28 protein-coding genes are annotated in these 26,506 nt (G+C 51.1%); 12 read left to right on the top strand and 16 right to left on the bottom strand.

All coding sequences use genetic code 11. The features are described from left to right. Positions 1–313: 313 nt before the first annotated feature. Positions 314–838, bottom strand: a complete 525-nt coding sequence (locus FDW97_RS21255; RefSeq protein ID WP_087856621.1) for a GNAT family N-acetyltransferase — start codon at positions 836–838, stop codon at positions 314–316. A 109-nt stretch (positions 839–947) separates the two neighbouring features. Between FDW97_RS21255 and tam the strand changes: the two genes are divergently transcribed. Together tam and FDW97_RS21245 are read left to right on the top strand one after the other, a co-directional pair. Beyond that, entirely contained in the window at positions 948–1,706 is a 759-nt protein-coding gene (tam, locus tag FDW97_RS21250) for a trans-aconitate 2-methyltransferase (RefSeq protein ID WP_137351586.1), read from the top strand. A gap of 130 nt (positions 1,707–1,836) precedes the next feature. Then, entirely contained in the window at positions 1,837–2,217 is a 381-nt protein-coding gene (locus FDW97_RS21245) for a GFA family protein (RefSeq protein WP_085048228.1), read from the top strand. On the opposite strand, the gene FDW97_RS21240 is transcribed toward FDW97_RS21245, so the two are convergent. From FDW97_RS21240 to sad, 6 genes are all read right to left on the bottom strand, one after another. Further along, positions 2,210–3,124 carry a bestrophin family protein gene (locus FDW97_RS21240; RefSeq protein WP_085048229.1) on the bottom strand — a complete coding sequence of 305 codons (915 nt, stop codon included), beginning with the start codon at positions 3,122–3,124 and terminating at the stop codon, positions 2,210–2,212. The two genes, FDW97_RS21245 and FDW97_RS21240, sit on opposite strands and share 8 nt — an antisense overlap. 209 nt (positions 3,125–3,333) lie before the next feature. Further along, positions 3,334–4,785, bottom strand: coding sequence for a tagaturonate reductase (locus FDW97_RS21235; protein ID WP_137351585.1), 1,452 nt, complete (start codon positions 4,783–4,785; stop codon positions 3,334–3,336). A gap of 106 nt (positions 4,786–4,891) precedes the next feature. Further along, the gene (locus tag FDW97_RS21230) at positions 4,892–5,419 is read right to left on the bottom strand and encodes a GNAT family N-acetyltransferase (RefSeq protein WP_137347270.1); all 528 of its coding nucleotides are present in this window, start codon (positions 5,417–5,419) and stop codon (positions 4,892–4,894) included. An 80-nt stretch (positions 5,420–5,499) separates the two neighbouring features. Further along, a complete protein-coding gene (locus tag FDW97_RS21225; RefSeq protein ID WP_038640562.1) occupies positions 5,500–5,859 on the bottom strand; it encodes a DUF4186 domain-containing protein in 360 nt (119 codons plus the stop codon). Next, on the bottom strand, positions 5,859–6,785 hold the full coding sequence (glsB, locus tag FDW97_RS21220) for a glutaminase B (protein WP_038640560.1): 927 nt from the start codon (positions 6,783–6,785) through the stop codon (positions 5,859–5,861). The genes FDW97_RS21225 and glsB overlap by 1 nt, the downstream gene beginning before the upstream one ends. A gap of 150 nt (positions 6,786–6,935) precedes the next feature. Further along, positions 6,936–8,324: a succinate-semialdehyde dehydrogenase gene (gene sad / locus FDW97_RS21215; protein ID WP_085048232.1), complete on the bottom strand. Its 1,389-nt coding sequence runs from the start codon at positions 8,322–8,324 to the stop codon at positions 6,936–6,938. A 102-nt stretch (positions 8,325–8,426) separates the two neighbouring features. Between sad and FDW97_RS21210 the strand changes: the two genes are divergently transcribed. Continuing rightward, complete coding sequence (locus tag FDW97_RS21210) at positions 8,427–9,287, top strand: LysR family transcriptional regulator (RefSeq protein ID WP_137351584.1); 861 nt, start codon at positions 8,427–8,429, stop codon at positions 9,285–9,287. 94 nt (positions 9,288–9,381) lie between these two features. Beyond that, positions 9,382–10,578 (top strand): sugar transporter, encoded by a 1,197-nt coding sequence (locus tag FDW97_RS21205; protein WP_121529042.1) that lies wholly within the window; start codon positions 9,382–9,384, stop codon positions 10,576–10,578. A gap of 37 nt (positions 10,579–10,615) precedes the next feature. Here the strand turns inward: FDW97_RS21205 and FDW97_RS21200 are convergent, their stop codons facing one another. Beyond that, positions 10,616–11,281 (bottom strand): MarC family NAAT transporter, encoded by a 666-nt coding sequence (locus FDW97_RS21200; RefSeq protein ID WP_061381352.1) that lies wholly within the window; start codon positions 11,279–11,281, stop codon positions 10,616–10,618. Positions 11,282–11,538: 257 nt separating this feature from the next. On the opposite strand from FDW97_RS21200, the gene marR reads away from it, so the two are divergent. Genes marR through marB form a run of 3 tightly spaced genes read left to right on the top strand, consistent with a single transcriptional unit; the run spans position 11,539 to position 12,622 of the window. Further along, the gene (marR, locus tag FDW97_RS21195; protein WP_042308445.1) at positions 11,539–11,973 is read left to right on the top strand and encodes a multiple antibiotic resistance transcriptional regulator MarR; all 435 of its coding nucleotides are present in this window, start codon (positions 11,539–11,541) and stop codon (positions 11,971–11,973) included. 19 nt (positions 11,974–11,992) lie between these two features. Then, positions 11,993–12,376 (top strand): MDR efflux pump AcrAB transcriptional activator MarA, encoded by a 384-nt coding sequence (gene marA / locus FDW97_RS21190; protein WP_003032424.1) that lies wholly within the window; start codon positions 11,993–11,995, stop codon positions 12,374–12,376. A gap of 27 nt (positions 12,377–12,403) precedes the next feature. After that, complete coding sequence (marB, locus tag FDW97_RS21185) at positions 12,404–12,622, top strand: multiple antibiotic resistance protein MarB (protein ID WP_069325030.1); 219 nt, start codon at positions 12,404–12,406, stop codon at positions 12,620–12,622. A gap of 33 nt (positions 12,623–12,655) precedes the next feature. On the opposite strand, the gene eamA is transcribed toward marB, so the two are convergent. Beyond that, positions 12,656–13,555, bottom strand: a complete 900-nt coding sequence (gene eamA, locus FDW97_RS21180) for an O-acetylserine/cysteine exporter (RefSeq protein WP_087856391.1) — start codon at positions 13,553–13,555, stop codon at positions 12,656–12,658. Between the two features lie 198 nt (positions 13,556–13,753). Here eamA and ydeE point away from each other — a divergent pair, with 198 nt between their 5' ends. Next, complete coding sequence (gene ydeE / locus FDW97_RS21175; protein ID WP_137351583.1) at positions 13,754–14,941, top strand: efflux MFS transporter YdeE; 1,188 nt, start codon at positions 13,754–13,756, stop codon at positions 14,939–14,941. A 40-nt stretch (positions 14,942–14,981) separates the two neighbouring features. Here ydeE and urtE read toward each other — a convergent pair whose 3' ends face one another. From urtE to urtA, 5 genes are read right to left on the bottom strand one after another with little or no spacing between them, the layout of a single operon-like run. Beyond that, positions 14,982–15,680: an urea ABC transporter ATP-binding subunit UrtE gene (urtE, locus tag FDW97_RS21170; protein WP_137351582.1), complete on the bottom strand. Its 699-nt coding sequence runs from the start codon at positions 15,678–15,680 to the stop codon at positions 14,982–14,984. Positions 15,681–15,689: 9 nt separating this feature from the next. Further along, on the bottom strand, positions 15,690–16,487 hold the full coding sequence (gene urtD, locus FDW97_RS21165; RefSeq protein ID WP_087856388.1) for an urea ABC transporter ATP-binding protein UrtD: 798 nt from the start codon (positions 16,485–16,487) through the stop codon (positions 15,690–15,692). After that, positions 16,487–17,560, bottom strand: a complete 1,074-nt coding sequence (gene urtC / locus FDW97_RS21160; protein ID WP_006684597.1) for an urea ABC transporter permease subunit UrtC — start codon at positions 17,558–17,560, stop codon at positions 16,487–16,489. The genes urtD and urtC overlap by 1 nt, the downstream gene beginning before the upstream one ends. Then, positions 17,560–19,134, bottom strand: coding sequence for an urea ABC transporter permease subunit UrtB (gene urtB / locus FDW97_RS21155; RefSeq protein ID WP_137351581.1), 1,575 nt, complete (start codon positions 19,132–19,134; stop codon positions 17,560–17,562). Before urtB ends, urtC begins: the two co-directional genes overlap by 1 nt. A 43-nt stretch (positions 19,135–19,177) precedes the next feature. Continuing rightward, positions 19,178–20,449, bottom strand: a complete 1,272-nt coding sequence (gene urtA, locus FDW97_RS21150; protein ID WP_038640537.1) for an urea ABC transporter substrate-binding protein — start codon at positions 20,447–20,449, stop codon at positions 19,178–19,180. A 486-nt stretch (positions 20,450–20,935) separates the two neighbouring features. Here urtA and mgtS point away from each other — a divergent pair, with 486 nt between their 5' ends. Continuing rightward, entirely contained in the window at positions 20,936–21,031 is a 96-nt protein-coding gene (mgtS, locus tag FDW97_RS21145) for a protein MgtS (protein WP_003032406.1), read from the top strand. Positions 21,032–21,314: 283 nt separating this feature from the next. On the opposite strand, the gene FDW97_RS21135 is transcribed toward mgtS, so the two are convergent. Next, complete coding sequence (locus FDW97_RS21135) at positions 21,315–22,241, bottom strand: diguanylate cyclase (protein ID WP_137351580.1); 927 nt, start codon at positions 22,239–22,241, stop codon at positions 21,315–21,317. Between the two features lie 166 nt (positions 22,242–22,407). After that, positions 22,408–24,453 carry a peptidyl-dipeptidase Dcp gene (gene dcp, locus FDW97_RS21130; protein ID WP_137351579.1) on the bottom strand — a complete coding sequence of 682 codons (2,046 nt, stop codon included), beginning with the start codon at positions 24,451–24,453 and terminating at the stop codon, positions 22,408–22,410. A gap of 137 nt (positions 24,454–24,590) precedes the next feature. On the opposite strand from dcp, the gene ydfG reads away from it, so the two are divergent. From ydfG to ydfZ, 3 genes are all read left to right on the top strand, one after another. Continuing rightward, a complete protein-coding gene (gene ydfG, locus FDW97_RS21125) occupies positions 24,591–25,337 on the top strand; it encodes a bifunctional NADP-dependent 3-hydroxy acid dehydrogenase/3-hydroxypropionate dehydrogenase YdfG (protein ID WP_137351578.1) in 747 nt (248 codons plus the stop codon). Between the two features lie 86 nt (positions 25,338–25,423). Next, positions 25,424–26,110 carry a GntR family transcriptional regulator gene (locus FDW97_RS21120; protein WP_087856383.1) on the top strand — a complete coding sequence of 229 codons (687 nt, stop codon included), beginning with the start codon at positions 25,424–25,426 and terminating at the stop codon, positions 26,108–26,110. 190 nt (positions 26,111–26,300) lie between these two features. Then, positions 26,301–26,504, top strand: a complete 204-nt coding sequence (gene ydfZ / locus FDW97_RS21115) for a putative selenium delivery protein YdfZ (RefSeq protein WP_038640526.1) — start codon at positions 26,301–26,303, stop codon at positions 26,502–26,504. Positions 26,505–26,506: the final 2 nt, after the last annotated feature.

Raw genomic sequence — 26,506 nt, 5'->3', positions numbered from 1 at the left:
ATTCTACCTCAACATGCTTTTGTTACCAGCTCATCTGAAATAGCAAAAGCCTGGGCATAAAAATATGAATTGCTGACATCAAAATAACCGTAATGTACTGGGGGAAGATGACCGGATATGCCCGTTCATATGAACGCCCCCCTGATTAAGGATGGCGTTGCATCGACTCATTGAACTCACAGCACTAAGCAGACTTTTCAACATTTGGACATTTCTACGAGCCAGTGATTAGACAATTCTGGTGGGCTTTGACAAGTAGATAATCGTTATATACTGCTCCATGAGACATCGCTTACTTTCCGAAAAACGGTAATCAAATTGCCCCCCTCCGATACAGGATGTGTTGTGCTAACCGGTGATCAGAGGGCAACGCGGGATGCACGAACTCTTCAGTTTTATTCATGCCCAACCGTATCATCAGACGCTCTGACGGTTTATTCAGCACCGACGTAAATGAAACCACCTCACTTAACGCCAGGTCCTCGAAAGCAAACGTCAGGCACGCCTCGGCGGCCTCCAATGCCAGCCCCTGGTGCCAGAAGGATTTAGCAAGACGCCAGCCTATTTCGGTACAGGGTGAAAAGTGAAATTTATCAGGTTGTGGATGTAAACCTACACACCCCACAAACTGCTGTGTTTCTTTAAGTTCAACGGCCCAGAATCCCCAGCCGCGCTCTGTAATGCCTTCCTGGAATCTGGCAGCCAGGTTGTCGCTTTCCGTTCGTTGCAGCGGAGCCGGAAAAAAACGCATCACGTCCGGATCGGCATTTAATGCGGCAAACGGGGCTTTGTCTTTGTCTTCCCACGGGCGTAAAATCAGTCTTGATGTTTCCAGCATATTTCTGCCCTTCTCCTGTATTTTCATATAATCTTCTAAAAGAAATGGCTCATCGGCAAGGACTTATGTGCCCCTTTTCGCCTTCTTCTCTCATACTGGAGATTCATTCATGGCCGACTGGAATCCTGCGCTTTATCTGCAATATGAAACTGAACGATCAAGACCCGCTGCGGAATTACTCAGCAGAGTGGCGTTAGAGAATGTCCATTCAGTGGTCGATCTTGGCTGTGGTCCGGGAAACAGTACGGCATTACTGCATCAGCGCTGGCCCTCGGCTGTAATTACCGGGGTTGATACCTCACCCGCCATGCTCAATGAGGCGCGCAATGCATTACCGACATGCCGTTTTATTGAAGCGGACATTCGTTCATTCCAGACAGAGCAGCCTCTGGACCTGCTGTATGCCAATGCCTCATTGCAGTGGGTTCCCGAACACTATGAATTGTTCCCGCATCTGGTATCGCTACTGGCTCGCAATGGCGTGCTGGCGGTACAAATGCCGGATAACTGGCTAGAGCCAACGCATGTTTTGATGCGTGAAGTGGCTTATGAACAAGGCTACCCTGACCGGGGCCGCTCGCCGCTTCCTGGCGTTCACGCCTACTATGATATTTTGACTGAAGCGGGCTGTGAGGTGGATATCTGGCGCACAACGTATTATCACGTTATGGATTCACATCAATCGATTATCGACTGGGTAAGCTCAACGGGCCTGCGGCCCTGGTTGCGTGATTTGAGCGAAAATGAGCAACATCTTTACCTCGCGCGTTATCATGAGCTACTTCAGGAACAATATCCTCTGCAGGAAAACGGTAAAATTTTGCTGGCCTTTCCGCGGTTATTTATCGTAGCCAGACGTAATGATTAAGCGTTTATTATAAGTGCATCACAGGAGCTGACTATCTGCCATGCGCGCCCTCGCCTTTTTATCATGAGGATCTAGTGGCAAAGCCTGTCATCTGCTAGTGTCTGGCAACGTGTTTCTGACAGGAGTTGTCATGTCTAAAGTCTACATTGGTGGCTGTCTGTGTGGTTCGATTCGCTTCGCGGCCAGCAGTCCTAATAATTCCCATACCTGCTCCTGCGATATATGTCGGAAACATACGGGCGCACCAACCGTCGTCTGGATTGAGTTTAATGCAGAAAATGTAACGTGGACGGGTAAAGCCGGAAAACCGACAACCTGGCGCTCTTCTGAGACGTCAAGTCGGGCTTTTTGCCCTCAGTGTGGCAGTTCCGTAGGCGCCATTGATGACGCCCCGGTTATTGCGCTGTTAGCTGGCGCTTTTGACGATCCTGACGATGAAGACCTGGCGCCGGAATTTCATTCTTTTTCAGATATGCAGCCTACATGGTGGCAAAAGAATGTAACTAAGTGAGTTGGTAATGCTTATCCGGAATGTGTTTTGCTGGCACGTTTGTTTCATCATTCATCTGTAACAAATCGATTTCAATGGCATTGCAAATCGCATCCAACGGGAGGTCGTTGTTCTCTGTACCAAACGGATCTTCCAGCTCTTCTGCAAGCGTATCGAGCGAAATAAAAGTATAGGAAATCAGCACTGAGATAAACGGCGTCATGTAATGTAAATCTACCACCAACGCGAATGGCAACATGATGCAAAACAGATAGACCGTGCGATGAAGGATTAAGGTATAAGCAAACGGGACGGGGGTATTCGCGATCCGTTCACATCCTGCCAGCACCGCAGACATATCATTTAACCTATTGTTTAAACTATGGAATAATATGTCTGACAGTTGACCATTGCGCCGACGTACAGCTAACCATTCCCCCATCAGCAACAGAATGCGATTTGCCGGTGATTGTGAGGCAAATACTATTCGCAGATCCTCCTCACTAAGGTATTTCGCCAATGGTTCAGCCTGTGGCTGACGGCGTAAAGTCATGCGTAAACAGTGGGCAAAGGCGATTTGCAGACGAACAAACTGTCCCAGTTCGCTGTCGTCCGGCAAGGTAGTTTTTACTTCACGTAGCAGCGACCGGGAAGCAATCATCAACTGCCCCCACAGGTGTCGAGCCTCAACATAACGTGAATAACAGGCGTTATTACGAAAACCTAAAAAGATAGCAATCGCCACGCCGAGAATGCTGAACGGCGCCAGGGTAAATTTGATGCCCAGCATCGTATACCACGGCAGCATGATAATAACGGCGATGGAGAGCAGGAAGTTCAGCAGCAGACGTGAAAAAATTTTAGATAATACCGACCCATGCCAGACGAATATCAGGCGTAGCCAGTGTTGTTGGGGGCGAACGATCATGGTTATCTTCGGAAAAATGTGAAATCCGTCACATTAGACGCGAACATGATCAATGTTGCAAGCTAATCGCAACACTATCTAAACATCTTTCCTCCTGCTGAACGGACAATGCGCTGAAGTGGCAGACTGTCACCATAAAAGTAGAAAACTATAGTATGTTGTAACTAAGTAAAATCTGTAAAAAACCCGGCCTGAGCCGGGTCTGCGTATTAGCACAGTGGTTTAACGGCTTCGCGCATGCCTCTTAGCAGAATGCTATCCAGATCGGCAGTAACCTGTTCTACCAGTCCGGAAACTTCCGTCAGATCCTGTTCCCAGTGTTCTGTAACGGCCAGCACAGCTTTAACCAGCTCTTCGGTGCTTATCTGGCGGTCATGATGCTGGGACCATAGCTGTTGAAAACGCGTCATCCAGTGCGCATCATCCTGAACCGGGTAAGACTCACCGTTACGCTCACCACGGTAGAACGCAATCAACGCGGCAAGCGCAAATGTCAGACGCGCAGGCAGTTTACCGCTGGCCTGTTGCCCCGCCAGCAGTTGCGGCAAGATGCGAGTGCGGAATTTAGTCATGCCGTTCAGGGCAATCGACAACAACTGATGTTTGATATACGGGTTGCAGAATCGACCTGTCACCGCGCTGGCAAAAGACGCCAGCTCATCGCGTGGTAAATCCAGCACTGGAATAATTTCTTCATAGATCGCTTTTTCCACGAAGGCGCGAATCTCCGCGTCATTCATGGCCTCCCCCACGGTATCCAACCCAGCCTGCCAGGCAACGGGAACCAATGCGGTATGTGCGCCGTTGAGAATGGCCACTTTCCGTTCTTTATACGGTTTGATGTCATCAACAATCAGGACATTCAGCGGATATTTATCCAGACGCAACTCAGCGGCTAATGACTTCGGCCCCTGGATAACAAACAGATAGAAGTGTTCTGCGGTGTCCAGAAACGCATCGTGATAACCCAGTTCCGCTTCAAGCTTCGCGACTTCATCACGTGGATAGCCGGTGACAATACGGTCCACCAGCGTGGAGCAAAAGGCGTTGGCCTGATCCAGCCATTGGATAAATGCTTCCGGCAATGCCCACTCCTGGGCATAGCGCAGAACCAGTTCACGCAGCGCATCACCATTGTAATCAATCAGTTCACAAGGAATGATTATCCAGCCTTTATCCGACGCGCCATTAAAATGGCTGAAGCGCTCGAACAGCAGTCGGGTCAGTTTGGCCGGATAACTCACCGCTGGCTCATCCTCAAACTTATCACCAGCATGATAGCTGATGCCGGCTTCGGTGGTATTGGAGAAAACAAAACGCATATCAGGGTTATGCGCCAGCTTCAGGAACTCATCGTACTCACTATAGACGCTGATCTCGCGGTTAACCGAACGAATTAAACGGGCGTCGCTCACGGCCTCGCCCTTCTCATTCAAACCACGAATGATGGTGGTATAAAGGCCGTCCTGTGTACTCAGTGATGGAGGGAAAGTACTTTCGATAGGTCGGACAATGACCACACCAGAGTTAAGATCGGTATGCTCATTCAGCAGATCGACTTGCCAGTCAACGAAGGCGCGCAGGAAGTTTCCTTCACCAAACTGAATAATGCGTTCAGGATACTGAGCACCGGGGAAATCGCGACGATTTAAAGTTTGCACAATGGGTTCCCTTTTTAATTAGTCATACAACCTGATTGAATTGGTCCAATAGGTTAGCAAACTTTAATACATTGAAACCCTGTTTTGATCAATCCCCAGCGACAAATTAGAGAGTTTTATAAAAAAGTGTGGTCCCGGTCAGCGTCCCGTCAGGCATTTTGGCATAGTCAGGTATCACTCCTGCTTTTTGCCACCCACACTTGTGGTAGAACAACTCCGCGCCACTGCCCGTCGCCGTATCGAGCACCAGCAACGTTTTGCCCCTTTGACGCGCACAACTTTCCAGCTCGTTCATCAGTTTCCGGGCAATCCCGCTCCGCCGCGCAGAAGTATGAACCAGCAGCTTAGCGACATCGGCGCGATGAGGTTGGTTTTCAGGTTGATCGATAATGAGCTGGACGGTACCGACAAGCGTTCCCTGGGCATTCTGGGCGCCAAGAACGAGTCTTTCCCCACGGGCAACGCTTTGCGCGACGTTCATCCAGAAAGGCCGTGATTTCTCACGATTAAAAGGCAGCATAAAGCTGACGGAGGCGCCATCATTGACGCACTGTTCAAGGACATCGCTGAGCTCGTCGATTCTCGACAGAATCTGGGCCGCATTCAGCACGAAGCAGGGTTTGCAGGAAGCCATTTTTTCTCCTTAGATTGACCCCCTCAGCATGCTTTTAACAATTACATAACACAAGGGGTTGTATCATAGGATAATGTTATCTATGGCTTGTTCATTTGAATCACTAACCAGTGATATATAACCGTGACAACGTAACGTTGCTGTTGTTCGTTTAGTGCCACACCCTGAGGAATGTCATGCCATTTTGCCAGGCACCCCCGACAGCAGGTCGCCGTCGCGTGCTGCGCGATGAATACCGGGTGACCACGCATTGGCGTCTGTTTCCCATCATTAGCGGGAAAAGCGGGAGCCAGCCGTTTGGCAATAAAATCGGCTGCATGTTGTTCAATAACCGGCGCGCCTTTATCCAGACAATACTGCCTTTCTTTCTGGCCGAGGCGAAACCGCGAGCGAAACGTCGATTTCGCCAGCCGGGCAAAAAGAGGATCGAGCGTATTCATCAGTAAACCGAACGCCCCATTTGTTGCGTTAGTTGCTCCAGCGCGGCGATACCCGCCAGTGAATTTCCCGCTGGGTCCAGTTCCGGACTCCAGACAGCAATCGCCATCTCGTGCGGAACGATGGCCACGATACCGCCACCCACACCAGATTTTGCCGGCAACCCAACCCGCCAGGCAAATTCCCCTGCGTTCTGATACATCCCACTGGTCGCCATCAGCGCGTTGATTTGTCGGGCCTGCATCGGCGTCACTACGGGCTCCTCAAGATGGAAGGCATGGCCCTGATTCGCCAAAAATACGAAGGTTCGCGCCAGTTCCACACAGCTCATTTTCAATGCGCAGTAGTGAAAATAGTTTTGCAACACAGTGGTCACGTCATGGTTAAAATTGCCGAACGATTTCATCAACCAGGCAATAGCCGCGTTACGTGCGGAATGCTCAAACTCTGATCGCGCCACCGTCGCATCGTAGGCGATATCCGGGACGCCGCTTAATGCCCGAACCACTTCCAGCATCCGTTGACGTGGTGCGCTCAGACGCCCTTGCAGCATGTCGCAAACCACCAGCGCCCCGGCGTTAATAAAGGGATTACGCGGGATACCCTGCTCCAGTTCCAACTGCACCAGGGAATTAAAAGGATGACCGGACGGATCTTTGCCAACGCGTTGCCAGATCTCCTCTTCCTGATAGTGACGCATCGCCACGACCAGACTTAATACCTTCGAAATCGACTGAATAGAAAAGCGTTCTTGTGCATCCCCTGCCTGATAGTGCTGCCCATCGACGGTACAGATGGCGATGCCCAGTTTTGATCCGTCGACAGAGGCTAACGCAGGAATATAATCAGCGACTTTACCCTGACCAATCAGCGGACGAACCTGCTGTACAATGGTCTCTAAAATTGAATTGTCCATGGCCCTGGCCACAACATGCTCCTTGCTCGCAGGTATGAAAGGCCTGCGAGTATAACAGAGCTCAATACGCTGCGTCAGACCATTAGGTGTCAGCGGACGAAGAGTCAATGACAAAAATATGCCGAGACCAGACAGGTGCCCCCGACGGAGGCACCCTCACCTTCAGAGGCGGTTTTTCCAGACGGTCTGCACATTACAAAACTCATGCAGGCCAAAATGCGAAAGCTCGCGACCAAAACCACTTTTCTTCACGCCGCCAAACGCTACACGGGCATCGCTGGCGCTGTAACCATTGATGAATACGCCTCCACACTCCAGACGAGAGGCCATCTTCTGGGCCAGCGCGTCATCCGCAGTGAACACCGTGGCGGATAATCCAAAATCACTGTCATTCGCCAGCGCCAGAGCATGTTCCGCATTCCTGGCAACGGTGATCGCCGCAACCGGACCAAACAGCTCCTGACGGAAAGCCGTCATTTCTGGCGTTACGCCGCCCAGTACCGTCACGGCATAGTAATTGCCCTGACCTGCTATTTTTTCACCGCCAAGAAGTAACTTCGCCCCTTCGGCCAGGGATGCTTCAACCTGCTGATGCAACTCATCACGCAGATCAAATCGCGCCATCGGTCCAAGGTCGTTTTCTTCGTTTAACGGATCGCCCATTTTAAGCGCGCTCGCGGCCGCCACAAAACGCGCAGTAAATTCTTCTGCAATCCCTTCTTCGATAATAAAGCGCTTCGCTGCCGCACAAACCTGCCCGGTATTCTGATAACGTCCGGCGACTGCCGCTTTAACGGCCAGATCGAGATCGGCATCATTGAGGACAATAAACGGATCGGAACCACCCAATTCAAGTACGCATTTTTTCAGCGCCGCACCCGCCTGTGCACCAATCGCCGCACCGGCGCGTACGCTCCCCGTTACCGTGACTGCCGCGATGCGCGGGTCGTTAATCATCTGACTGACGCCGGCGTTATCGGCATTGATCCAACCGTAAACACCGGCTGGTACGCCTGCATCAGCAAAAACCTGTGCGATAATCGCAGCACAGCCGGTTACGTTAGGCGCATGCTTTAACAAATAGCCATTTCCGGCCAGCAGAATCGGAATGGCGCCACGCAGTACCTGCCACAGCGGAAAATTCCACGGCATGATCGCCAGAATAGTTCCAAGCGGGCGATACTCAATCACCGCCTGGTTATTTTCTACCAGCGTCGGTTCCGGGTTCAGCATCGCAGGTCCATGTTCAGCGTACCAGTCACACAACGCGGCTGACTTGGCGACTTCACCACGAGCCTGTTTAATGGGTTTGCCCATTTCACGTGAAATACACTGCGCCATCTCTTCCGCGCGATTACGCAGGGCCTGGCCGATATGACGCAGCGTATGCGCGCGGTGCGCGACGGTAGTCTGTTTCCATTCACTGTAGCCACTTGCTGCAAGACTCAGTGCCTGAGCAATCTCTTCAGTGCTGGCCCACGGCATCGCCGTCAGTCTTTCACCGCTGGTAGGATCAACCGAAATAGCATGTGTTGCTGCTGTGATAGTCATAGATGCCTCTCTTTATCGCAGGGTATGGTTATATCATGAGCATATTTACTCTTTCTGAAAAATGAATAATATTAACCATACCATTCACGATTAGAGAATATTATGGATCTGACGCAACTGGAAATGTTCAATGCCGTCGCGGAGACCGGCAGCATTACGCAGGCCGCAGCGAAGGTGCACCGCGTGCCGTCCAATCTCACTACCCGTATACGCCAACTTGAGGCCGATCTTGGCGTCGATCTGTTTATTCGTGAAAACCAGCGCCTGCGGCTTTCCCCCTCCGGGCACAACTTTTTACGCTACAGTCAGCGGATCCTGGCGCTGGTTGAGGAAGCGAGAATGGTGGTCGCCGGGGATGAACCGCAGGGCTTGTTTTCGCTCGGATCGCTGGAAAGCACCGCCGCGGTGCGTATTCCTGCAACGCTGGCTGAATATAACCAACGGTACCCGAAAATTCAGTTTGCACTGGCGACAGGTCCCTCTGGCACCATGCTGGACGGCGTGCTCGACGGCACGCTGAACGCTGCCTTTGCCGATGGCCCTATTACCCACCCCGGACTTGAGGGTATTCCGGTCTATCGTGAAGAGATGATGATTGTCACCCCACACGGTCACCCTCCCATCCAGCGGGCCAGCGACGTCAACGGCTGCAGTATTTACGCGTTTCGCGCCAACTGTTCCTACCGCCGACATTTTGAAAGCTGGTTTCAGGCCGATCGCGCCATGCCGGGTACCATTCATGAAATGGAGTCATACCATGGGATGCTGGCCTGCGTTATTGCCGGTGCGGGTATCGCGCTGATTCCACGTTCGATGCTGGAGAGTATGCCCGGACACCATCAGGTCAACGCCTGGCCATTGAGCGAAAACTGGCGCTGGCTGAATACGTGGCTGGTCTGGCGAAGGGGGGCGATGACGAGGCAACTGGAAGCCTTTATTGAGGTATTGAACCCGCAGCTGTAAAAATGAGATCCGCATCACGAAATGATTGTATTTTCACCAGCAAACGTTTTAAGATCGCGATCTTACCTTTTCGCAGCTAATCCACTGATTCACTATGACAACAGACACTGTTTCCCGCAAAGTGGCGTGGCTACGTGTAGTTACGCTCGCCATTGCCGGTTTTATTTTCAATACCACAGAGTTTGTCCCTGTCGGTTTGCTGTCCGACATTGCACAAAGTTTTAATATGCAGACCGCTCAGGTCGGGATCATGCTGACGATCTACGCCTGGGTTGTTGCCTTAATGTCGCTTCCCTTCATGCTGCTCACCAGCCAGGTGGAACGACGCAAGCTCCTGATCTGTCTGTTTGTCGTGTTCATCGCCAGCCATGTACTCTCTTTCCTGGCCTGGAATTTCACCGTGCTGGTGATTAGCCGCATTGGTATCGCCTTTGCGCACGCTATTTTCTGGTCCATTACCGCATCGCTGGCAATTCGTCTGGCCCCGGCAGGAAAACGCGCGCAGGCGCTTAGCCTGATTGCTACCGGCACCGCGCTGGCAATGGTGCTGGGTCTGCCTATCGGGCGTATCGTCGGTCAGTATTTTGGCTGGCGCACCACGTTCTTTGCCATCGGCATGGGGGCGTTAGTCACCCTGCTCTGCCTGATTAAGTTACTGCCTAAATTGCCCAGCGAACACTCCGGTTCACTTAAAAGTTTGCCGGTGTTATTCCACCGTCCGGCATTGATGAGTCTGTATGTGCTGACGGTGATTGTGGTCACCGCCCACTACACGGCTTATAGCTACATTGAACCGTTTGTACAGACCGTCGCCGGACTGAGTGCCAACTTTGCTACCGTGCTGCTACTGATTCTGGGCGGCGCGGGTATTATTGGTAGTGTGATATTTGGCAAACTGGGTAACCTTCATGCGTCCATGCTTATCAGTAGCGCCATTGCCCTGCTGACGGTGTGTCTGGTGCTGCTGCTACCAGCCGCTGACAGCGAAATGCACCTCGCCATCCTGAGTATTTTCTGGGGCATTGCGATTATGTTGATCGGTCTTGGCATGCAGGTAAAAGTGCTGGCGCTGGCCCCGGATGCCACCGATGTCGCAATGGCGCTGTTCTCCGGTATCTTTAATATCGGCATTGGCGCTGGCGCGCTGGTGGGAAATCAGGTGAGTTTGCACTGGTCGATGTCAACGATTGGTTATACAGGTGCAGTGCCTGCCGTTGTCGCGTTGGTATGGTCGGTGATTATCTTTCGTAAATGGCCAGTATCGCTCGAAGAGCGGCCTCAACATTCATAAAAAACGGGCCTGGTAAAATAATACCGGGCCCGTTTTTTTAAGCGTAAGTTTTAATAATTTCCAGCACGCCGTTAATAATAAACTGCACGCCCATACACACCAGCAGGAAGCCCATCAGACGCGAAATAGCTTCTATGCCGCCTTTGCCTACCAGGCGCATAATCCCACCAGAACTGCGTAAACACCCCCACAGGATAACGCCGACAACCGCAAAAATTATCGGCGGCGCAACCATAATAACCCAATCAGGAAATTCGGAGCCATGACGGACGGTTGACGCCGAGCTGATGATCATTGCTATCGTACCCGGACCGGCGGTGCTTGGCATTGCCAGCGGTACAAATGCAATATTGGCAGTCGGTTCATCTTCCAGCTCCTCTGACTTGCTTTTCGCCTCAGGAGACTCATGCGCCTTTTGTTGTGGAAACAACATCCGAAAACCGATAAACGCAACGATTAACCCACCCGCAATTCGTAATCCGGGGATTGAAATCCCGAAGGTATTCATCACCAGTTGTCCGGCATAGTACGCCACCATCATGATGGCAAACACATACACAGACGCCATCAGAGACTGACGGTTACGCTCCGCGCTATTCATGTTACCAGCAAGGCCAAGGAACAACGCCACGGTGGTTAACGGGTTTGCCAACGGTAACAGGACTACCAGCCCCAGTCCTATTGCTTTAAACAAGTCCATCATAATGTCATCTTTCCTGTGCGTTAATCGTCAACGGCAAGTATAAGGTGAAACCCGAGAGATAAGCCATTTTCACGGTGTAAGGATTCATTTTTCACCTGCACCTATAAGCCATAATTATCAAACTGTTAAAATTATATACATCTGTTGATGAGCCTGCGGATTTAGCAAAACGTGGCATTTTCCGCCCCATTTATTTGACTTATATTTGCCTAAGCAATAATATCAGCCGTGACTAACTACTTGCCAGGGCAACCATTGTGAAAAGCACCAGTGATCTGTTTAACGAAATCATCCCACTGGGGCGTTTGATCTACATGGTTAATCAGAAAAAAGATCGTTTGCTAAACGACTATCTGTCACCGCTGGATATCACGGCATCACAGTTCAAAGTGCTCTGCTCCATCCGTTGCGCGGTGTGCATCACCCCTGTCGAATTGAAAAAAGTGCTGTCTGTCGATCTTGGCGCCCTGACGCGGATGCTGGACAGACTGGCCTGTAAAGGCTGGATAGAAAGGCTTCCGAATCCACACGATAAGCGTGGCGTGCTGGTGAAACTCACCGAGCATGGCGCAGCAATTTGCGAGCAGTGTCACCAATTAGTCGGGCAAGACCTGCACCAGGAACTAACAAAAAACTTAACGGCGGATGAAGTAGCCACGCTTGAGCATTTGCTTAAGAGAATTCTGCCGTAAACAGAAAAGAGGTATGACGATGTCCAGACGCAATACTGACACAATCACTATTCATAGCATTTTGGACTGGATCGAAAATAACCTTGAATCGCCGCTCTCGCTGGAAAAAGTGTCTGAGCGTTCAGGTTACTCCAAATGGCACCTGCAACGGATGTTTAAAAAAGAAACCGGTCATTCACTGGGTCAATACATCCGCAGCCGTAAAATGACTGAAATAGCGCAAAAATTAAAAGAAAGTAACGAGCCGATTCTTTACCTGGCGGAGCGTTACGGCTTTGAGTCCCAGCAAACGCTGACCAGAACGTTCAAAAACTATTTTGATGTTCCGCCGCATAAATACCGTATGACCAATATGCACGGCGAGTCACGCTATTTGCTTCCGCTCAATCAGTGTAATTGCTAATCGCCAAACGACGTAACCGAGGAAACGATGAAAATTCTGTCTTATGCGATGCTGGCCCTGCTGTTGATTGTTTCGGGCCAGAGCATGGCGGAACAGACCGCGCAACCAGCCACCCAGAACAGCCGTGACGCGATGATTATGCCCCCTGCGCACGATCAGTCCCCGTTCGATTTTAATCATATGGGTGCCGGCAGCGATAAGTCCGACGAATTGGGTGTGCCTTATTACAATACGCGCAACCTGTAATTCGTTTTTGCCCCGCCACGGCGGGGCTTTTTATTACCCTCTCACCTGCGCTATCTTGCGCAAACGAAAGCCAAACACATTAATATACAGCCCAGCCATAATCAGCAGCGCACCCAGCAGTTGCAAACCCGTGAGCGTTTCATCCAGCAGCACCACCGCACTTGCCAGACCGACAACGGGCACTAACAGCGACAGCGGCGCTACCCGCCAGGTTTCATAACGTCCGAGCAAAGACCCCCAGATGCCGTAACCCACAATGGTCGCCACAAACGCCAGATAAACCAGTGACAAAATGGTGGTCATATCTATCGCCACCAGACTCTGCACAATTTGTGTCGGACCATCAAGCAGTGCGGATGCCAAAAAGAACGGAATAATGGGAATTAAGGCGCTCCACACGACCAGGGACATCACCGCCGGACGCGCCGTATGCTGCATTATTTTTTTGTTAAAGATATTGCCGCAGGCCCAGCTTAGCGCTGCCGCCAGCGTCAGCATAAAACCGAGCATGCCGACATGCTGTCCGTTCAGACTGGCTTCAATCAGTACCAGTACGCCAAACACGGCCAGCGCAATCCCTACCAGCTGTTTCCCGTGCAAACGCTCGCCAAAAGCGAATGCCCCCAGGATGATGGTGAAAAATGCCTGAGCCTGTAATACCAGAGAAGCTAATCCGGCAGGCATACCGAATTTGATGGCGCTAAAGAGAAACGCGAACTGCCCAAAACTGATAGTCAGGCCATAACCAAGTAACAGCGAAAGCGGGATTTTCGGGCGGGCAATAAAGAATATCGCCGGAAACGCCACCAGTAAAAAACGCAATCCTGCCAGCATCAATGGCGGCATATTGTGCAGACCCACTTTAATGACGACAAAGTTCAGGCCCCAAACGACGACGACCAGCAACGCTAACAACCCGTCTTTACGTGACATACCACCGCCCTTGTAAATATTAAATTTTTGTAAACAAGTTAAGGTAACGGAAATCATTGTACCGGAACAGATCATTAATTCAGGTAGGCTGCTGAGGGCATTTTCCGACAACTTATTGGGTGTACATCACACTTTTACCATGCTATTTGTTTCTGATATCTAAAAAAAACATAACAACATGCATTGTCGGGCAGGAAAATGAATATCTCTCTGAGACGGTCCACTCTCGCGTTACTTGCATCATCTTTGTTATTAACCATTGGGCGTGGCGCTACGCTGCCATTTATGACGATTTACCTCAGTCGGCAGTATAACCTGAGCGTCGATCTGATCGGTTATGCGATGACGGTCGCCCTGACTATTGGCGTCGTTTTCAGCCTTGGCTTTGGTATTCTGGCCGACAAGTTCGATAAAAAACGCTACATGCTGCTGGCTATCTGCGGTTTTGCCTCTGGTTTTATTGCGATCCCACTGGTGCATAACGTGGTAGTGGTGGTACTGCTCTTCGCCCTGATCAACTGCGCCTACTCCGTCTTCGCAACGGTGCTGAAAGCCTGGTTTGCCGATAATCTCTCTGCCACCAACAAAACGAAAATTTTCTCGCTTAACTATACCGTGCTGAACATCGGCTGGACCGTTGGCCCCCCGCTGGGCACGCTACTGGTGATGCAAAGTATTAACTTACCGTTCTGGCTGGCGGCCGCCTGCTCGGCTTTACCACTGGTGTTTATCCAGACGTGGGTAAAACGTTCCAATGCAGCATCAGAAAGTTCAAACGCCGCGGTTTGGTCACCCTCGGTGCTCCTGCGCGACAGAGCATTGTGTTGGTTCACGTTGTCGGCATTTCTGGCGTCATTTGTTGGCGGCGCATTTGCTTCCTGTATTTCGCAATACGTGATGGTGGTCGCCAACGGTGATTTTGCCGAAAAAGTGGTAGCGGTCGTTCTGCCCGTCAATGCCGCCATTGTGGTATCGCTGCAATATGCCCTCGGACGCAGGATCACTGCCGCTAACATTCGACCGCTGATGACAGTAGGCACAATCTTCTTTGTGCTCGGTCTGGTTGGCTTCATGTTTTCCGGCAACAGCCTGTGGTTCTGGGGTATTTCTGCTGCCCTTTTCACGATCGGCGAGGTCATTTACGCCCCAGGCGAATACATGCTGATCGATAACATCGCCCCGGCAGGAATGAAAGCCAGCTATTTTTCCGCCCAGTCGCTGGGCTGGCTTGGCGCCGCGGTAAATCCATTGGTCAGTGGTGTTATTTTGACCACATTACCGCCGTGGTCGCTGTTTATTGCACTGATCGTGGCAATTATCCTTGCCTGGGCGTTAATGATAAAGGGTATGCGCGCCAAACCCTGGGATCAGACGGTAGTCTGCTGATTGTCATCGCGACAGAGCCAGAGTGGTTCTGTCGCGTATCTCAAATGGCCACCAGCCCTCGTACTCCCTCGGATTCCATATTCTCGCCGAAACCGCTTTGAATAATACTTCCGCGCGACATAAGCAGGTATTTGTCAGCCAACTGCTGCGCAAAATCATAGAACTGTTCCACCAGCAAAATGGCCATATCGCCCCGGTGCGCCAGTTGAGAAATAACCTGACCAATCTCTTTAATTACTGACGGCTGGATCCCCTCGGTCGGCTCATCAAGGATCAACAACTGCGGGCGACTGGCCAGCGCCCGTCCAATAGCCAGTTGCTGCTGCTGTCCGCCGGACAAATCTCCACCCCGTCGATACTTCATCTCCTGTAGCACTGGAAATAGCGCGTAAATATCATCCGGCACGCGCCGGGCGTCCTGTGCTGAAAAGCGGGAAAGGCCCAGCAACAGGTTCTCTTCCACTGTCAGACGCGGAAAAATATCGCGGCCCTGCGGTACGTACGCCACACCGGCTCTGACCCGTTGATGTGGCTTCCAGTGCGTGACATTTTTTTCCTGCCAGAGCACGCTTCCACTGCGGGCAGCAATAAGTCCCATCAGGCATTTAAGTAGCGTTGTTTTTCCCACGCCGTTACGCCCCAGCAGACACGTCACCTCGCCGATACGCGCTTCAAAGCTCACGCCACGCAGAATATGGCTGCCGCCATAATATTGATTCAGTTCATTTACCTGTAGCATCAGCCCTCCTTACCGTCCAAGATAAACTTCAATAACCTGCTCATTAGCCTGCACATCGCGCAGGCTTCCTTCGGCCAGAACTCGCCCCTGATGCAGCACCGTGACATGGTCAGCAATCGTCTCGACAAATCCCATGTCATGCTCAACAACCATCAGCGAGTGCTTTCCGGCAAGCTGGCGAAACAGCTCCGCGGTGTATTCCGTCTCAGCATCGGTCATCCCTGCCGCCGGCTCATCCAGTAGTAGTAAATGCGGCTCCTGGACCAGCAGCATGCCGATCTCAAGAAACTGTTTTTGTCCATGCGAAAGCAGCCCGGCACGGCGTTCGCGATCGTTGCCCAGACGTAACAGCGCCAGCATTTCATCGATGCGTTCCCGTTGTTCACCCGAAAGGCGAGCCCGTAAAGAACCCCAAACTGATTTATCATTTTTCAGTGCCAGCTCCAGATTCTCCGCCACCGTTAGCGCTTCAAATACCGTGGGCTTCTGAAATTTTCGTCCAATCCCCTGGCGCGCAATGGCAATAGAATCAAACGTCATTAAATCAATAGACTGATCGTAAATCGCACGACCGCTTTGCGGCCTGGTTTTGCCGGTAATGACATCCATCAACGTCGTTTTTCCGGCGCCATTAGGACCAATAATGCAGCGCAGTTCCCCTACGCCAATATTGAGCGTGAGATCCGTTAGCGCCTGAAACCCATCAAAGTTCACGTTGATTTTTTCCAGCTGTAACACCGGGTCGGTTTGATTGCGAAATCTGTCCCCTGGCAACTGGCGGGTAAAAAGACCTTCATCTGGCTGCATTATTTGTCTCCTTTGCGAAACAGACCAATCACGCCACGGGGTAAAAACAGCGTAACGCCAATAAAAATCAGACCAAGAAACAGTTGCCAGTATTCGGGCATGATCACCGTAAACAGACTTTTAGCGCCGTTCACCAACACAGCGCCAAAAACCGGGCCAATCAGGGTTCCGCGACCGCCGAGGGCGACCCAAATCGCCGCTTCAATCGAGTTGGTCGGTGACATTTCGCTGGGGTTAATGATGCCCACCTGCGGAACATATAGCGCACCAGCCAGCCCGCACAATACAGCGGAAAGCGTCCACACCAGCAGCTTGAAACCTTTCGGATCATAACCACAGAACATCAGCCGATTCTCGGCATCGCGCACGGCGGTCAGGATACGACCAAACTTACTGCGCGCCAGCGCCAGTCCCAGCCACAACGCCAGCACCAGTAGCATCACCGTCGCCAGAAACAGCGCGATACGGGTTGAGGTCGCGGTCACGGGGAACCCCAGAATAGTGGTAAATCCGGTGAAACCGTTATTTCCACCAAACCCGGTTTCGTTACGGAAAAACAGCAACATGCCTGCGAAAGTCAGGGCCTGAGTCATGATAGAGAAATAGACGCCCTTGATTTTTGAGCGAAAAGCAAACCAGCCAAACACCAGCGCCAGCAGGCCGGGCACCAGCACAACCAGCAGCATAGCCCAGATAAAATGTTGCGTTCCCCACCAAAACCAGGGCAGTTCGGTCCACGACAGAAACGACATAAAAGCCGGTAGTCCTTCGCCGGAGGCCTGACGCATCAGGTACATCCCCATCGCATATCCCCCCAGTGCAAAGAAAATGCCATGGCCCAGTGAGAGCATTCCGGCATAGCCCCACACCAGATCCAGTGCCACCGCCACAATGGCATAACACAGGATTTTCCCGGCCAGCGTCAGCGTCCAGACGGAGATTGCCAGCGGATGATCCGCGGGGAGTAGCGCCAGAAATGGCAGAATAATGAGCGCCAGCAGCAAAAACAGTCCCAGGATGCGCGTCACGCGCGGCGCTTTTCGTGCCAGCGTTAATGTCATTGGCATAGTCATTAGTCAATAACCCTCCCTTTCAATGCGAAAAGTCCCTGAGGCCGTTTCTGGATAAACAGAATGATCAGCACGAGGATCATAATTTTGCCGAGAACAGCCCCCACCTGAGGCTCAAGAATTTTATTGAAGATCCCGAGACCAAACGCCGCTGCCACACTCCCGGCGAGTTGTCCAACGCCGCCAAGCACCACCACCAGAAACGAATCAATAATGTAACTTTGCCCCAGCTCCGGCCCCACGTTACCCAGCTGCGACAGCGCCACGCCACCCAGCCCGGCAATGCCTGAACCCAGTCCAAAGGCCAGCATATCGACTCGCCCGGTAGGTACGCCGCAGCAGGCCGCCATATTGCGGTTTTGCGTCACCGCGCGCACACGCAGCCCCAGACGGGTTTTATTCAACAATAGCCAGGTGAAGAACAGCACCAGCATGGCAAAGCCAAGCACCACAATTCGGTTCCACGGCAAAATCAGATTGGCATAGACCTGAATTCCCCCGGAAAGCCATGTCGGATTGGCGACTTCGAGGTTCTGCGCGCCAAAGGTCATTCGCACCAACTGGATCAGCATCAGACTGATCCCCCATGTCGCCAGCAGTGTTTCAAGCGGACGGCCATATAAATGGCGGATCACGCCGCGCTCCAGCAACATTCCTACTGCCGCGGTAAGTAAAAAGGCGACCGGAAGCGCAATGACCGGATACCAGGCTAACCATTGCGGGAGAAACTGCCCCATCAACTGTTGCACCATCCAGGTACAGTAAGCGCCGAGCATTAACATCTCGCCATGCGCCATATTGATGACGCCAAGTAACCCGTAAGTAATCGCCAGACCCAGTGCCGCCAGTAGCAAAATCGAGCCCAGAGACAGTCCCATAAAGGCCTGTCCAAGAAGCTCGCCAACCTTCATGCGGTGTGCGATGGAATTCAGACTTTCGTCGGCGGCAGCACGAACGCGGGCATCAGGTTCATGCTCTGCACGGGTGAAAGGTTGTAATTTCGCCTGGGTTTCAGGGTCGTTTGACGCCCCCAACAGTTCAATTGCCTGCCGCCTGACCTCTGGTGATGCACTGGTCAGTTGCAGGTTAGCCAGCGCAATAACCAGTGCAGATTTCACGTCAGCATCCGATTCCTGCGCCAGTCGTTGCTGTAAAAATGGCAGCATGCCAGGCATCGCCTCACGCTGTAATATGCGTGCGGCATCAGCCCTAACCGTGACACTGTCACTTAAAAGTTGATGCGCAGCCAGCGTTCCGGCGACCAGATTGCGCAGTCGGTTAGTCAGACGGACTTTTTTTAGCTCGCCGTCTGGCGCTGCCGCCGACCCCAGCGCTTGTGCTCGCGCCCCGTCCATGACAAACGCATGTTTCGCATTATCGGTCAGCAGGTTTTCATCTCGCAGCGCCTTAAGCACGGGTAAACGCTGAAGGTCGGGATTTATCGCCCATTGTTCAAGCAAGGTGGCTTGCTGCGCACGGTTGGCAGCGGTAAAAGTATCGGCATCTGATGCCTGCGCTATCCACGGCAAAAACCACGTCAGCAACATCACACCACGAATAAAGCGCATGACTTTCATGAGCATTCTCCTAAGCGTTGCCCTCCCACAGGAGGGCATAAGATCAGTTGCTGGCGGTTTTTACGGGTTGTTCAGATTTTTTATCATTGCCGGCGATATACGGGCTCCACGGCTGGGCGCGGACCGGCTCATCGGTTTGCCACACCACGTTAAACTGACCATTGCTTTCAATCTCGCCAATCATGACGGGTTTGTGCAGATGATGGTTGGTGGCATCCATCGTGAGGGTAAAGCCAGATGGCGCGGCGAATGATTGCCCTGCCATTGCAGCACGGACTTTATCCACATCGGTAGTTCCGGCTTTTTCTACTGCCTGTGCCCACATATGCAGACCAACCCAGGTGGCTTCCATTGGGTCGTTTGTCACAACCGAATCCGCATTCGGTAATTTGTGCGCTTTGGCATACGCCCGGTAATCCGCGACAAACTTCTTGTTAGCCGCATTATCCACGGACTCAAAGTAATTCCAGGCGGCAAGGTTACCTACCAACGGTTTCGTATCAATACCGCGCAATTCTTCCTCACCTACGGAGAAGGCCACCACCGGAACATCGGTGGCTTTCAGCCCCTGGTTCGCTAACTCTTTATAGAATGGAACATTAGAATCACCGTTGATGGTTGAGACCACCGCCGTTTTTCCCCCTGCGGCGAATTTTTTAATGCTGGCGACAATGGTCTGATAATCACTGTGTCCAAACGGGGTATACACCTCTTCGATGTCTTTATCGGCAACACCTTTCGAATGCAAAAAGGCACGGAGAATTTTATTAGTCGTGCGCGGATAAACATAATCAGTCCCCAGCAGGAAGAAGCGTTTCGCACTGCCGCCGTCCTCACTCATCAGATACTCAACAGCCGGGATCGCCTGCTGATTAGGCGCCGCGCCGGTATAAAAGACGTTAGGCGACATTTCCTCGCCTTCATACTGCACCGGATAAAACAGCAAACCATTTAATTCCTCGAATACCGGCAACACCGATTTACGCGAAACCGATGTCCAGCACCCGAACACCGCCGCTACTTTGTCCTGACTCAGCAACTGTCGAGCTTTTTCAGCAAATAAAGGCCAGTTCGAGGCTGGATCAACCACCACCGGCTCCAGCTTTTTGCCCAACACGCCGCCCTGCGCATTGATTTCGTCAATAGTCATCAACGCCACATCTTTCAACGGCGTTTCGGAAATCGCCATCGTTCCGGATAACGAATGCATGATGCCCACTTTAATAGTGTCAGCCGCCTGGACGCTAAAACTCATGCCCATTGCCATAACGGAGGCCGATAACGCAAAAGCTTTTAAAATTGTACGACGCTGCATAGTTTCACTCCTGAAATTAGATTCGCTGAAAGCTCCGGTGCAGCCGGGCAGACAAAACGGTGCAAATTAAGGGGATTCAGAAGTGATAAGGCAAAAACGATGCCAGATATTAAAACACCATATAAAATCAAAGCATTAGAGTAGTACAGTTCAGTGGCTGGATGAAAATATTTCGCCAATAAGGCGGATCGCCAGGAAAATTGAACCACCATGAGACAGCGTTGCATTATAACCGTGCAACAATTTGCATGGGGTTCGTATAACAATGACTTTGGCACTCAGTATAAAATCGTGATTAATTCCCCCAGGATAAGCGCGCCTTGTCACTATTATTTATTTTTCCCGACAAAATCGCGTCAATTTTTTACATTTCAGACGAAATAATCATACAGTTCAGCCTTTGTTTAAGTTGCAATTGCTACTATAGTCATAAGCGAGGTGAACTTAAGGTAAGAGAGGAAACTCACAGATAAAGGAGCATTTACTATGCTGGGTAATATGAATATTTTTATGGCTGTTCTGGGAATTATTTTATTTTCCGGTTTTCTGGCCGCGTATTTTAGCCACAGATGGGATGATTGATGAACGACGATAGTCCTGCACCGAACCGGCCCCTTGTAGCGTCACTGCACAAGGGGCCATTTTTTTACCTGAATCGCCTTTCCTGCACCTTTTCCCTGGCCAGCAATAAAAAAAACCGCCGGATAAACCAGCGGTAAATGCTTGCATGGATAGATTTGTGTTTTGCTTTATACGCTATCTGGCAATTCCCTGCGAAGATAGCGGATATCTGGCTAACCTATCATCGGCAACCCCAATGAAAGCTAAACGAAACGTAACTAACGCAAAACAGCTTAGGTGAATCTCACGCGCTGAGGTGGAACGAAAGTCCATCACTGGCGTTAACCAGGGTGATCTGCTCGCGTTCATCCATAAACATACAGCGATTTCTGCCGCTCTGTTTTCCCTGATACATCGCTCTGTCAGCCCGCCCAAGAGCGGTATCTAATTTCTCATCCCGCTGAGCTCTGGTGATACCGCCCGTTACGGTGATAGCGATCTCTCCATCTGCGTAAGGGATTTTTTGCTGGCCAACAAGCTGACACAATCGCAACCCAGCCTGGCGGGCCTGCTCATCAGTTTTCGTTCGGATGATGATAATGAACTCTTCGCCACCGTAGCGGTAAGCTTGTTCATCATATCGCGTCCATACCAGAAAATTTGCTGCCAGAGCGCGTAATACTACGTCCCCCACAAGATGACCATACGTATCATTAACGTGTTTAAAACGGTCGATATCCAGCAGCAATATATAAAGGTTAAGCGGTTCGGCATCGATTAACTGTTGGTCAAAAGACTCATCGAGCATTCTTCTGCCCGGTAAGCCTGTTAATATGTCGATATTGCTCCGGATACTCAGCAAATATATTTTATAGTCCATTACAGCAGACGTAAATGCCAGTAACGCGTCCTCGAATTTGGTGAAATGCCATGGATAACTCCGTTTCTCCAGTATTGCCAATAGCAAATCCTTGCCTGATAAATGCATTTTTTCATGAACAGTATTTATCTTATTCACATAGCTACAATCATCTTCATTGCGCAGCGATTGATTATTAAGCCACTGTCCAAATTGGCAAACAAAATGCGCGTTGTCACCCATGATATCTGGTTGCGTAGCATTCGAGGTTACTGCGCAACGGAACATATTCACCAGCCATTTATAGTGGGCATCAATTGACTTGTTCAACTCGATCAAAATTGCATCTATTTCCATCGTATTTCTCATCATCACGATCTTCCTCCCTGTTCGAACGTTTCTGATGCAATCATCTTAACGACAAAAAAGAAAATTTATGTAATTTTTTATTTGAGAATAAATCTTATCAGGTGCAATAATGAACAGTAAGATAAGACCGGGCATCACGCCCGGCTCAATTTTTTTTACTGACAGTGCCTTACGCGCTCAAACCACGATGTTCCAGCATCGGCTCCATGCGGGGATCGCGCCCGCTCCACTGGCGATAAAGTTCAGCTAAATCAGTGCTGTTCCCGCGGGACAAAATCGCTTCGCGGAATTTCTGCCCGTTTTCGCGGGTTAATCCACCCTGATCTACAAACCACTGATAGCCGTCATCAGCCAGCATTTGCGTCCATAAATAAGCGTAATAACCCGCAGCATAGCCGCCGCCAAAGATATGGGCAAAATAACTGCTACGATAACGTGGCGGCACGGCCTGAAGATCCAGATCTTCTGCCGCCAGCGCCTGCAGCTCGAATTGATCAACTGAATAAGATGACGCCTTCGTCTCCAGACTGTGCCAACGCATGTCCAACAATGCGGCACTGAGCAGTTCGGTCATATCGTAGCCTTTATTAAACAAGCTGGCCCGCTGCATTTTATCCCGCAACGTCTGCGGCATTGGCTCCCCGGTTTCGACATGACGGGCAAATCGGGCAAAAACCTGCGGATGGCTCGCCCAGTGTTCGTTAATCTGCGAAGGAAACTCGACAAAATCACGCGGAGTGTTAGTGCCTGAAAGCGTGGCATAACGCTGAGTGGCAAACAGACCGTGTAACGTGTGGCCAAACTCATGAAATAACGTAATGACATCATCCCACAGCAGTAACGCCGGCTTACCCGTTACGGGTTTTTGATAATTACAGACATTGTAAATAACGGGTCGGGTTTCGTTAAGCTCCGATTGCTCAACAAAATTGCCCATCCATGCCCCGCCGCTTTTTGATTCACGGGCGAAGAAATCACCATAAAACAACGCCAGTCCTACGCCATCGTGGTCGAAAATTTCCCATACCCGAACATCCGGGTGATAAACCGGAATGTCGAATCGCTCAACGAATTTGATACCAAAGAGCTGATTGGCCGTCCAGAAAACGCCCTCGTTCAACACCGTATCCAGAGCAAAGTAAGGTTTAAGCTGTGCCTCATCAAGGGCGTATTTCTCGCGGCGGACCTGCTCAGCATAAAATGCCCAGTCCCAGGCCCTGACGCTAAACTGCCCCTGCTCTTGATCGATGACTTTCTGGATTTCAGCCTGTTCATCCAACGCACGCTGGTGCGCGGCCGGAACGATCGCCCGCATAAACGAAAGTGCCGCCTCAGGCGTTTTAGCCATCTGGTCGGCGATTTTCCAGGCCGCATAATTGGCAAAACCGAGTAATTTTGCCTGTTGAATGCGGATGTCGACCAGACGCTGAATAATAGCCCGGGTATCGTTATCGTCATCGTGTTCGGCCCGCGTCCACGCCTGGGTAAACAGGTCTTCACGGCTTTGGCGATCGCGTAACACGGCAAGCGCCGGTTGTTGAGTGGTATTCAATAACGGAATAACCCAACGTGATTCAAGTCCCTTTTCTTTTGCAGCCTCAGCGGCAACGGCAATTTCTTCGGCGCTAAGTCCGTCAAGCCGCCGGACATCATCCACCACCAAAGCACCGGACTTGTTCGCCGCCAGCAGACGCTGATTAAACTGACTGGTCAGCGTGGCTGACTCGGTGTTGAGCGCTTTGAGGCGTGCTTTGTCGGCCTCATTGAGGCGCGCGCCTGCCAGTACAAAACGCTGGTGGACAACCTCCACCAGACGCACTGATTCGCTATCCAAACCTAAGGTATGACGTCGTTGCCAGACTGCATCGACGCGGGCGAAAAGCGCGCCATCAAGATAGATATCATTGGCAAGTCCCGCCAGCTCTGCTGAGAACGCTTCGTCAAGGCGTTGTAGTTCATCGTTAGTGTGCGCCGCCGTCATCGCAAAGAAAACGCTGGTTACGCGCGTGAGCAGCGCGCCGCTTTGTTCAAGCGCCAGCAACGTGTTAGCAAAATCCGGGTCCTGTGGGTTTTGTACAATTGCCGCGATCTCCTCGCGTTTTTGCCGCACGCCCTCATCAAACGCCGGACGATAATGCTGCACGTCAATCTGATCAAACTGCGGTGCCTGATACGGCAATGTACTGTGGTGTAAAAAAGGATTCGTTAACGACATCTTTCACTCCTGAAAACGATTTGTTTACCAGAGTAGACTTCCCGGGAATCGACCGCAATCCTGTTAACCAGGAATAGCTCTGACCGGAAATGACGTGCTATGGTAGTACTACATAAAAAGCGTTGAGGAACAGTGAGATGATCGTTTTAGTAACCGGAGCAACCGCAGGTTTTGGTGAGTGCATTACGCGTCGTTTTATTGAGAATGGGCATAAAGTTATTGCCACCGGACGCCGCCAGGAGCGCCTGCAGGAACTCAAAGATGAGCTGGGTGACCGCCTCTATACCGCGCAACTGGACGTACGTAATCGCGCATCGATTGAAGAGATGCTGGCGTCCTTACCTGCTGAATGGCGCGATATTGATGTTCTGGTCAACAACGCAGGTCTGGCGCTGGGCCTCGAACCTGCCCACAAGGCCAGCATTGAAGACTGGGAAAACATGATCGATACCAACAACAAAGGCCTGGTTTATATGACCCGTGCCGTGCTGCCTGGTATGGTTGAACGCAATCGCGGACATATTATCAATATCGGCTCTACCGCGGGTAGCTGGCCATACGCCGGCGGTAACGTTTATGGCGCGACCAAAGCGTTTGTCCGTCAGTTTAGCCTCAACTTACGTACTGACTTACACGGGACAGCGATTCGTGTTACCGACATTGAGCCGGGTCTGGTTGGCGGTACGGAATTCTCTAACGTGCGTTTCAAAGGCGATGATGCCAAGGCGGAAAAAACTTACGAAAATACCACCGCGCTGACCCCACAAGATGTTACAGAAGCGGTATGGTGGGTGGCTTTGTTACCCGCTCATGTCAACATTAACACCCTTGAAATGATGCCTGTCACACAGTCTTTTGCCGGGCTGAGTATCCATCGGAGCTAATTTCTCTGCCCGGCCTTGCGCCGGGTATAGATAGCCTGAAATAAGTGATAAAATATCTGGGTTAACTCTCTAAAAAGTAAGAATGAATGACCGTAGAAACGCAGCTCAACCCTACACAGCCTGTAAATCAGCAGATTTACCGTATTCTTCGTCGTGATATCGTGCACTGTCTGATTGCGCCGGGTACGCCGCTGTCGGAGAAAGAAGTTTCTGTACGCTTTAATGTGTCACGCCAGCCAGTACGAGAGGCATTCATCAAACTGGCAGAGAACGGTCTGATTCAGATCCGTCCGCAGCGTGGCAGCTACGTGAACAAAATTTCGCTGTCGCAGGTGCAAAACGGCTGTTTTGTTCGCCAGGCGATTGAATGTGCCGTGGTCCGCCGCGCCGCCACCCTGATCACCGATAAACAGTGCTACCAGCTCGAACAGAATCTGCATCAGCAGCGTATCGCGATTGACCGAAAACAAATTAATGATTTCTTCCAGCTTGACGATGAGTTTCATCAGAAACTGGCTTTAATCGCCGAGTGCCAGCTCGCCTGGGACACCGTCGAGAATATAAAGGCCACCATTGACCGCGTTCGCTATATGAGCCTGGATCACATTTCTCCTCCTGAAATGCTGCTGCGCCAGCATCACGATATCTTTGCCGCACTTGAAAAACATGATGGTGACGGCGTCGAGCGTGCAATGATGCTGCACCTTCAGGAAATCGGTGAGTCTGTTCAGCTTATTCGCCAGGAAAATAGCGACTGGTTCAGCGAAGATTAATACTACGCTCACCTCTCTGCGGGGTGAGTTTTTCAACGTTTTCCCCTCTCCTGCACATCTGCCTAAAAAAAGCTGTGACTTTGATCGAAAACAAAAAAAATCATTAACGAGAAGCGTATTTATATTGCGCCCGTTACGTGGGACTAAAAGCCCCCGGGCTTTGACGGTGAGTTGGAAAGGAGAAAACACCATGAAAACATACGATCGTAACCGTAACGCAATCACCACTGGCAGTCGCGTCATGATTAGCAACACCGGACTCACAGGCCGCATTACAGCGATAGATACCGATGGCCTGACCGCTGAGCAAATTCGCCGTGGCAAAACAGTGGCAATCGAAGGGTGTGAAGGCAAATATGCCCCACTCGAGTTGATTCGTTTGGGCATGAACTAATT

Source organism: Citrobacter sp. wls708 (genome assembly GCF_005281255.1).
Lineage (GTDB): Bacteria > Pseudomonadota > Gammaproteobacteria > Enterobacterales > Enterobacteriaceae > Citrobacter > Citrobacter werkmanii.
The sequence above is the reverse complement of the archived record's forward strand: the minus strand, read 5'-3'. Positions and strand labels throughout refer to the sequence as shown.

Bases quoted from the DNA above. Each gene is read 5' to 3' on its own strand.
- FDW97_RS21255 (WP_087856621.1), bottom strand. From the start codon at position 838: ATGCTGGAAACATCAAGACTGATTTTACGCCCGTGGGAAGACAAAGAC.
- tam (WP_137351586.1), top strand. From the start codon at position 948: ATGGCCGACTGGAATCCTGCGCTTTATCTGCAATATGAAACTGAACGA.
- FDW97_RS21245 (WP_085048228.1), top strand. From the start codon at position 1,837: ATGTCTAAAGTCTACATTGGTGGCTGTCTGTGTGGTTCGATTCGCTTC.
- FDW97_RS21240 (WP_085048229.1), bottom strand. From the start codon at position 3,124: ATGATCGTTCGCCCCCAACAACACTGGCTACGCCTGATATTCGTCTGG.
- FDW97_RS21230 (WP_137347270.1), bottom strand. From the start codon at position 5,419: ATGGCTTCCTGCAAACCCTGCTTCGTGCTGAATGCGGCCCAGATTCTG.
- FDW97_RS21225 (WP_038640562.1), bottom strand. From the start codon at position 5,859: ATGAATACGCTCGATCCTCTTTTTGCCCGGCTGGCGAAATCGACGTTT.
- sad (WP_085048232.1), bottom strand. From the start codon at position 8,324: ATGACTATCACAGCAGCAACACATGCTATTTCGGTTGATCCTACCAGC.
- FDW97_RS21210 (WP_137351584.1), top strand. From the start codon at position 8,427: ATGGATCTGACGCAACTGGAAATGTTCAATGCCGTCGCGGAGACCGGC.
- FDW97_RS21205 (WP_121529042.1), top strand. From the start codon at position 9,382: ATGACAACAGACACTGTTTCCCGCAAAGTGGCGTGGCTACGTGTAGTT.
- FDW97_RS21200 (WP_061381352.1), bottom strand. From the start codon at position 11,281: ATGATGGACTTGTTTAAAGCAATAGGACTGGGGCTGGTAGTCCTGTTA.
- marA (WP_003032424.1), top strand. From the start codon at position 11,993: ATGTCCAGACGCAATACTGACACAATCACTATTCATAGCATTTTGGAC.
- marB (WP_069325030.1), top strand. From the start codon at position 12,404: ATGAAAATTCTGTCTTATGCGATGCTGGCCCTGCTGTTGATTGTTTCG.
- eamA (WP_087856391.1), bottom strand. From the start codon at position 13,555: ATGTCACGTAAAGACGGGTTGTTAGCGTTGCTGGTCGTCGTCGTTTGG.
- ydeE (WP_137351583.1), top strand. From the start codon at position 13,754: ATGAATATCTCTCTGAGACGGTCCACTCTCGCGTTACTTGCATCATCT.
- urtE (WP_137351582.1), bottom strand. From the start codon at position 15,680: ATGCTACAGGTAAATGAACTGAATCAATATTATGGCGGCAGCCATATT.
- urtD (WP_087856388.1), bottom strand. From the start codon at position 16,487: ATGCAGCCAGATGAAGGTCTTTTTACCCGCCAGTTGCCAGGGGACAGA.
- urtC (WP_006684597.1), bottom strand. From the start codon at position 17,560: ATGACTATGCCAATGACATTAACGCTGGCACGAAAAGCGCCGCGCGTG.
- urtB (WP_137351581.1), bottom strand. From the start codon at position 19,134: ATGAAAGTCATGCGCTTTATTCGTGGTGTGATGTTGCTGACGTGGTTT.
- urtA (WP_038640537.1), bottom strand. From the start codon at position 20,449: ATGCAGCGTCGTACAATTTTAAAAGCTTTTGCGTTATCGGCCTCCGTT.
- mgtS (WP_003032406.1), top strand. From the start codon at position 20,936: ATGCTGGGTAATATGAATATTTTTATGGCTGTTCTGGGAATTATTTTA.
- FDW97_RS21135 (WP_137351580.1), bottom strand. From the start codon at position 22,241: ATGATGAGAAATACGATGGAAATAGATGCAATTTTGATCGAGTTGAAC.
- dcp (WP_137351579.1), bottom strand. From the start codon at position 24,453: ATGTCGTTAACGAATCCTTTTTTACACCACAGTACATTGCCGTATCAG.
- ydfG (WP_137351578.1), top strand. From the start codon at position 24,591: ATGATCGTTTTAGTAACCGGAGCAACCGCAGGTTTTGGTGAGTGCATT.
- FDW97_RS21120 (WP_087856383.1), top strand. From the start codon at position 25,424: ATGACCGTAGAAACGCAGCTCAACCCTACACAGCCTGTAAATCAGCAG.
- ydfZ (WP_038640526.1), top strand. From the start codon at position 26,301: ATGAAAACATACGATCGTAACCGTAACGCAATCACCACTGGCAGTCGC.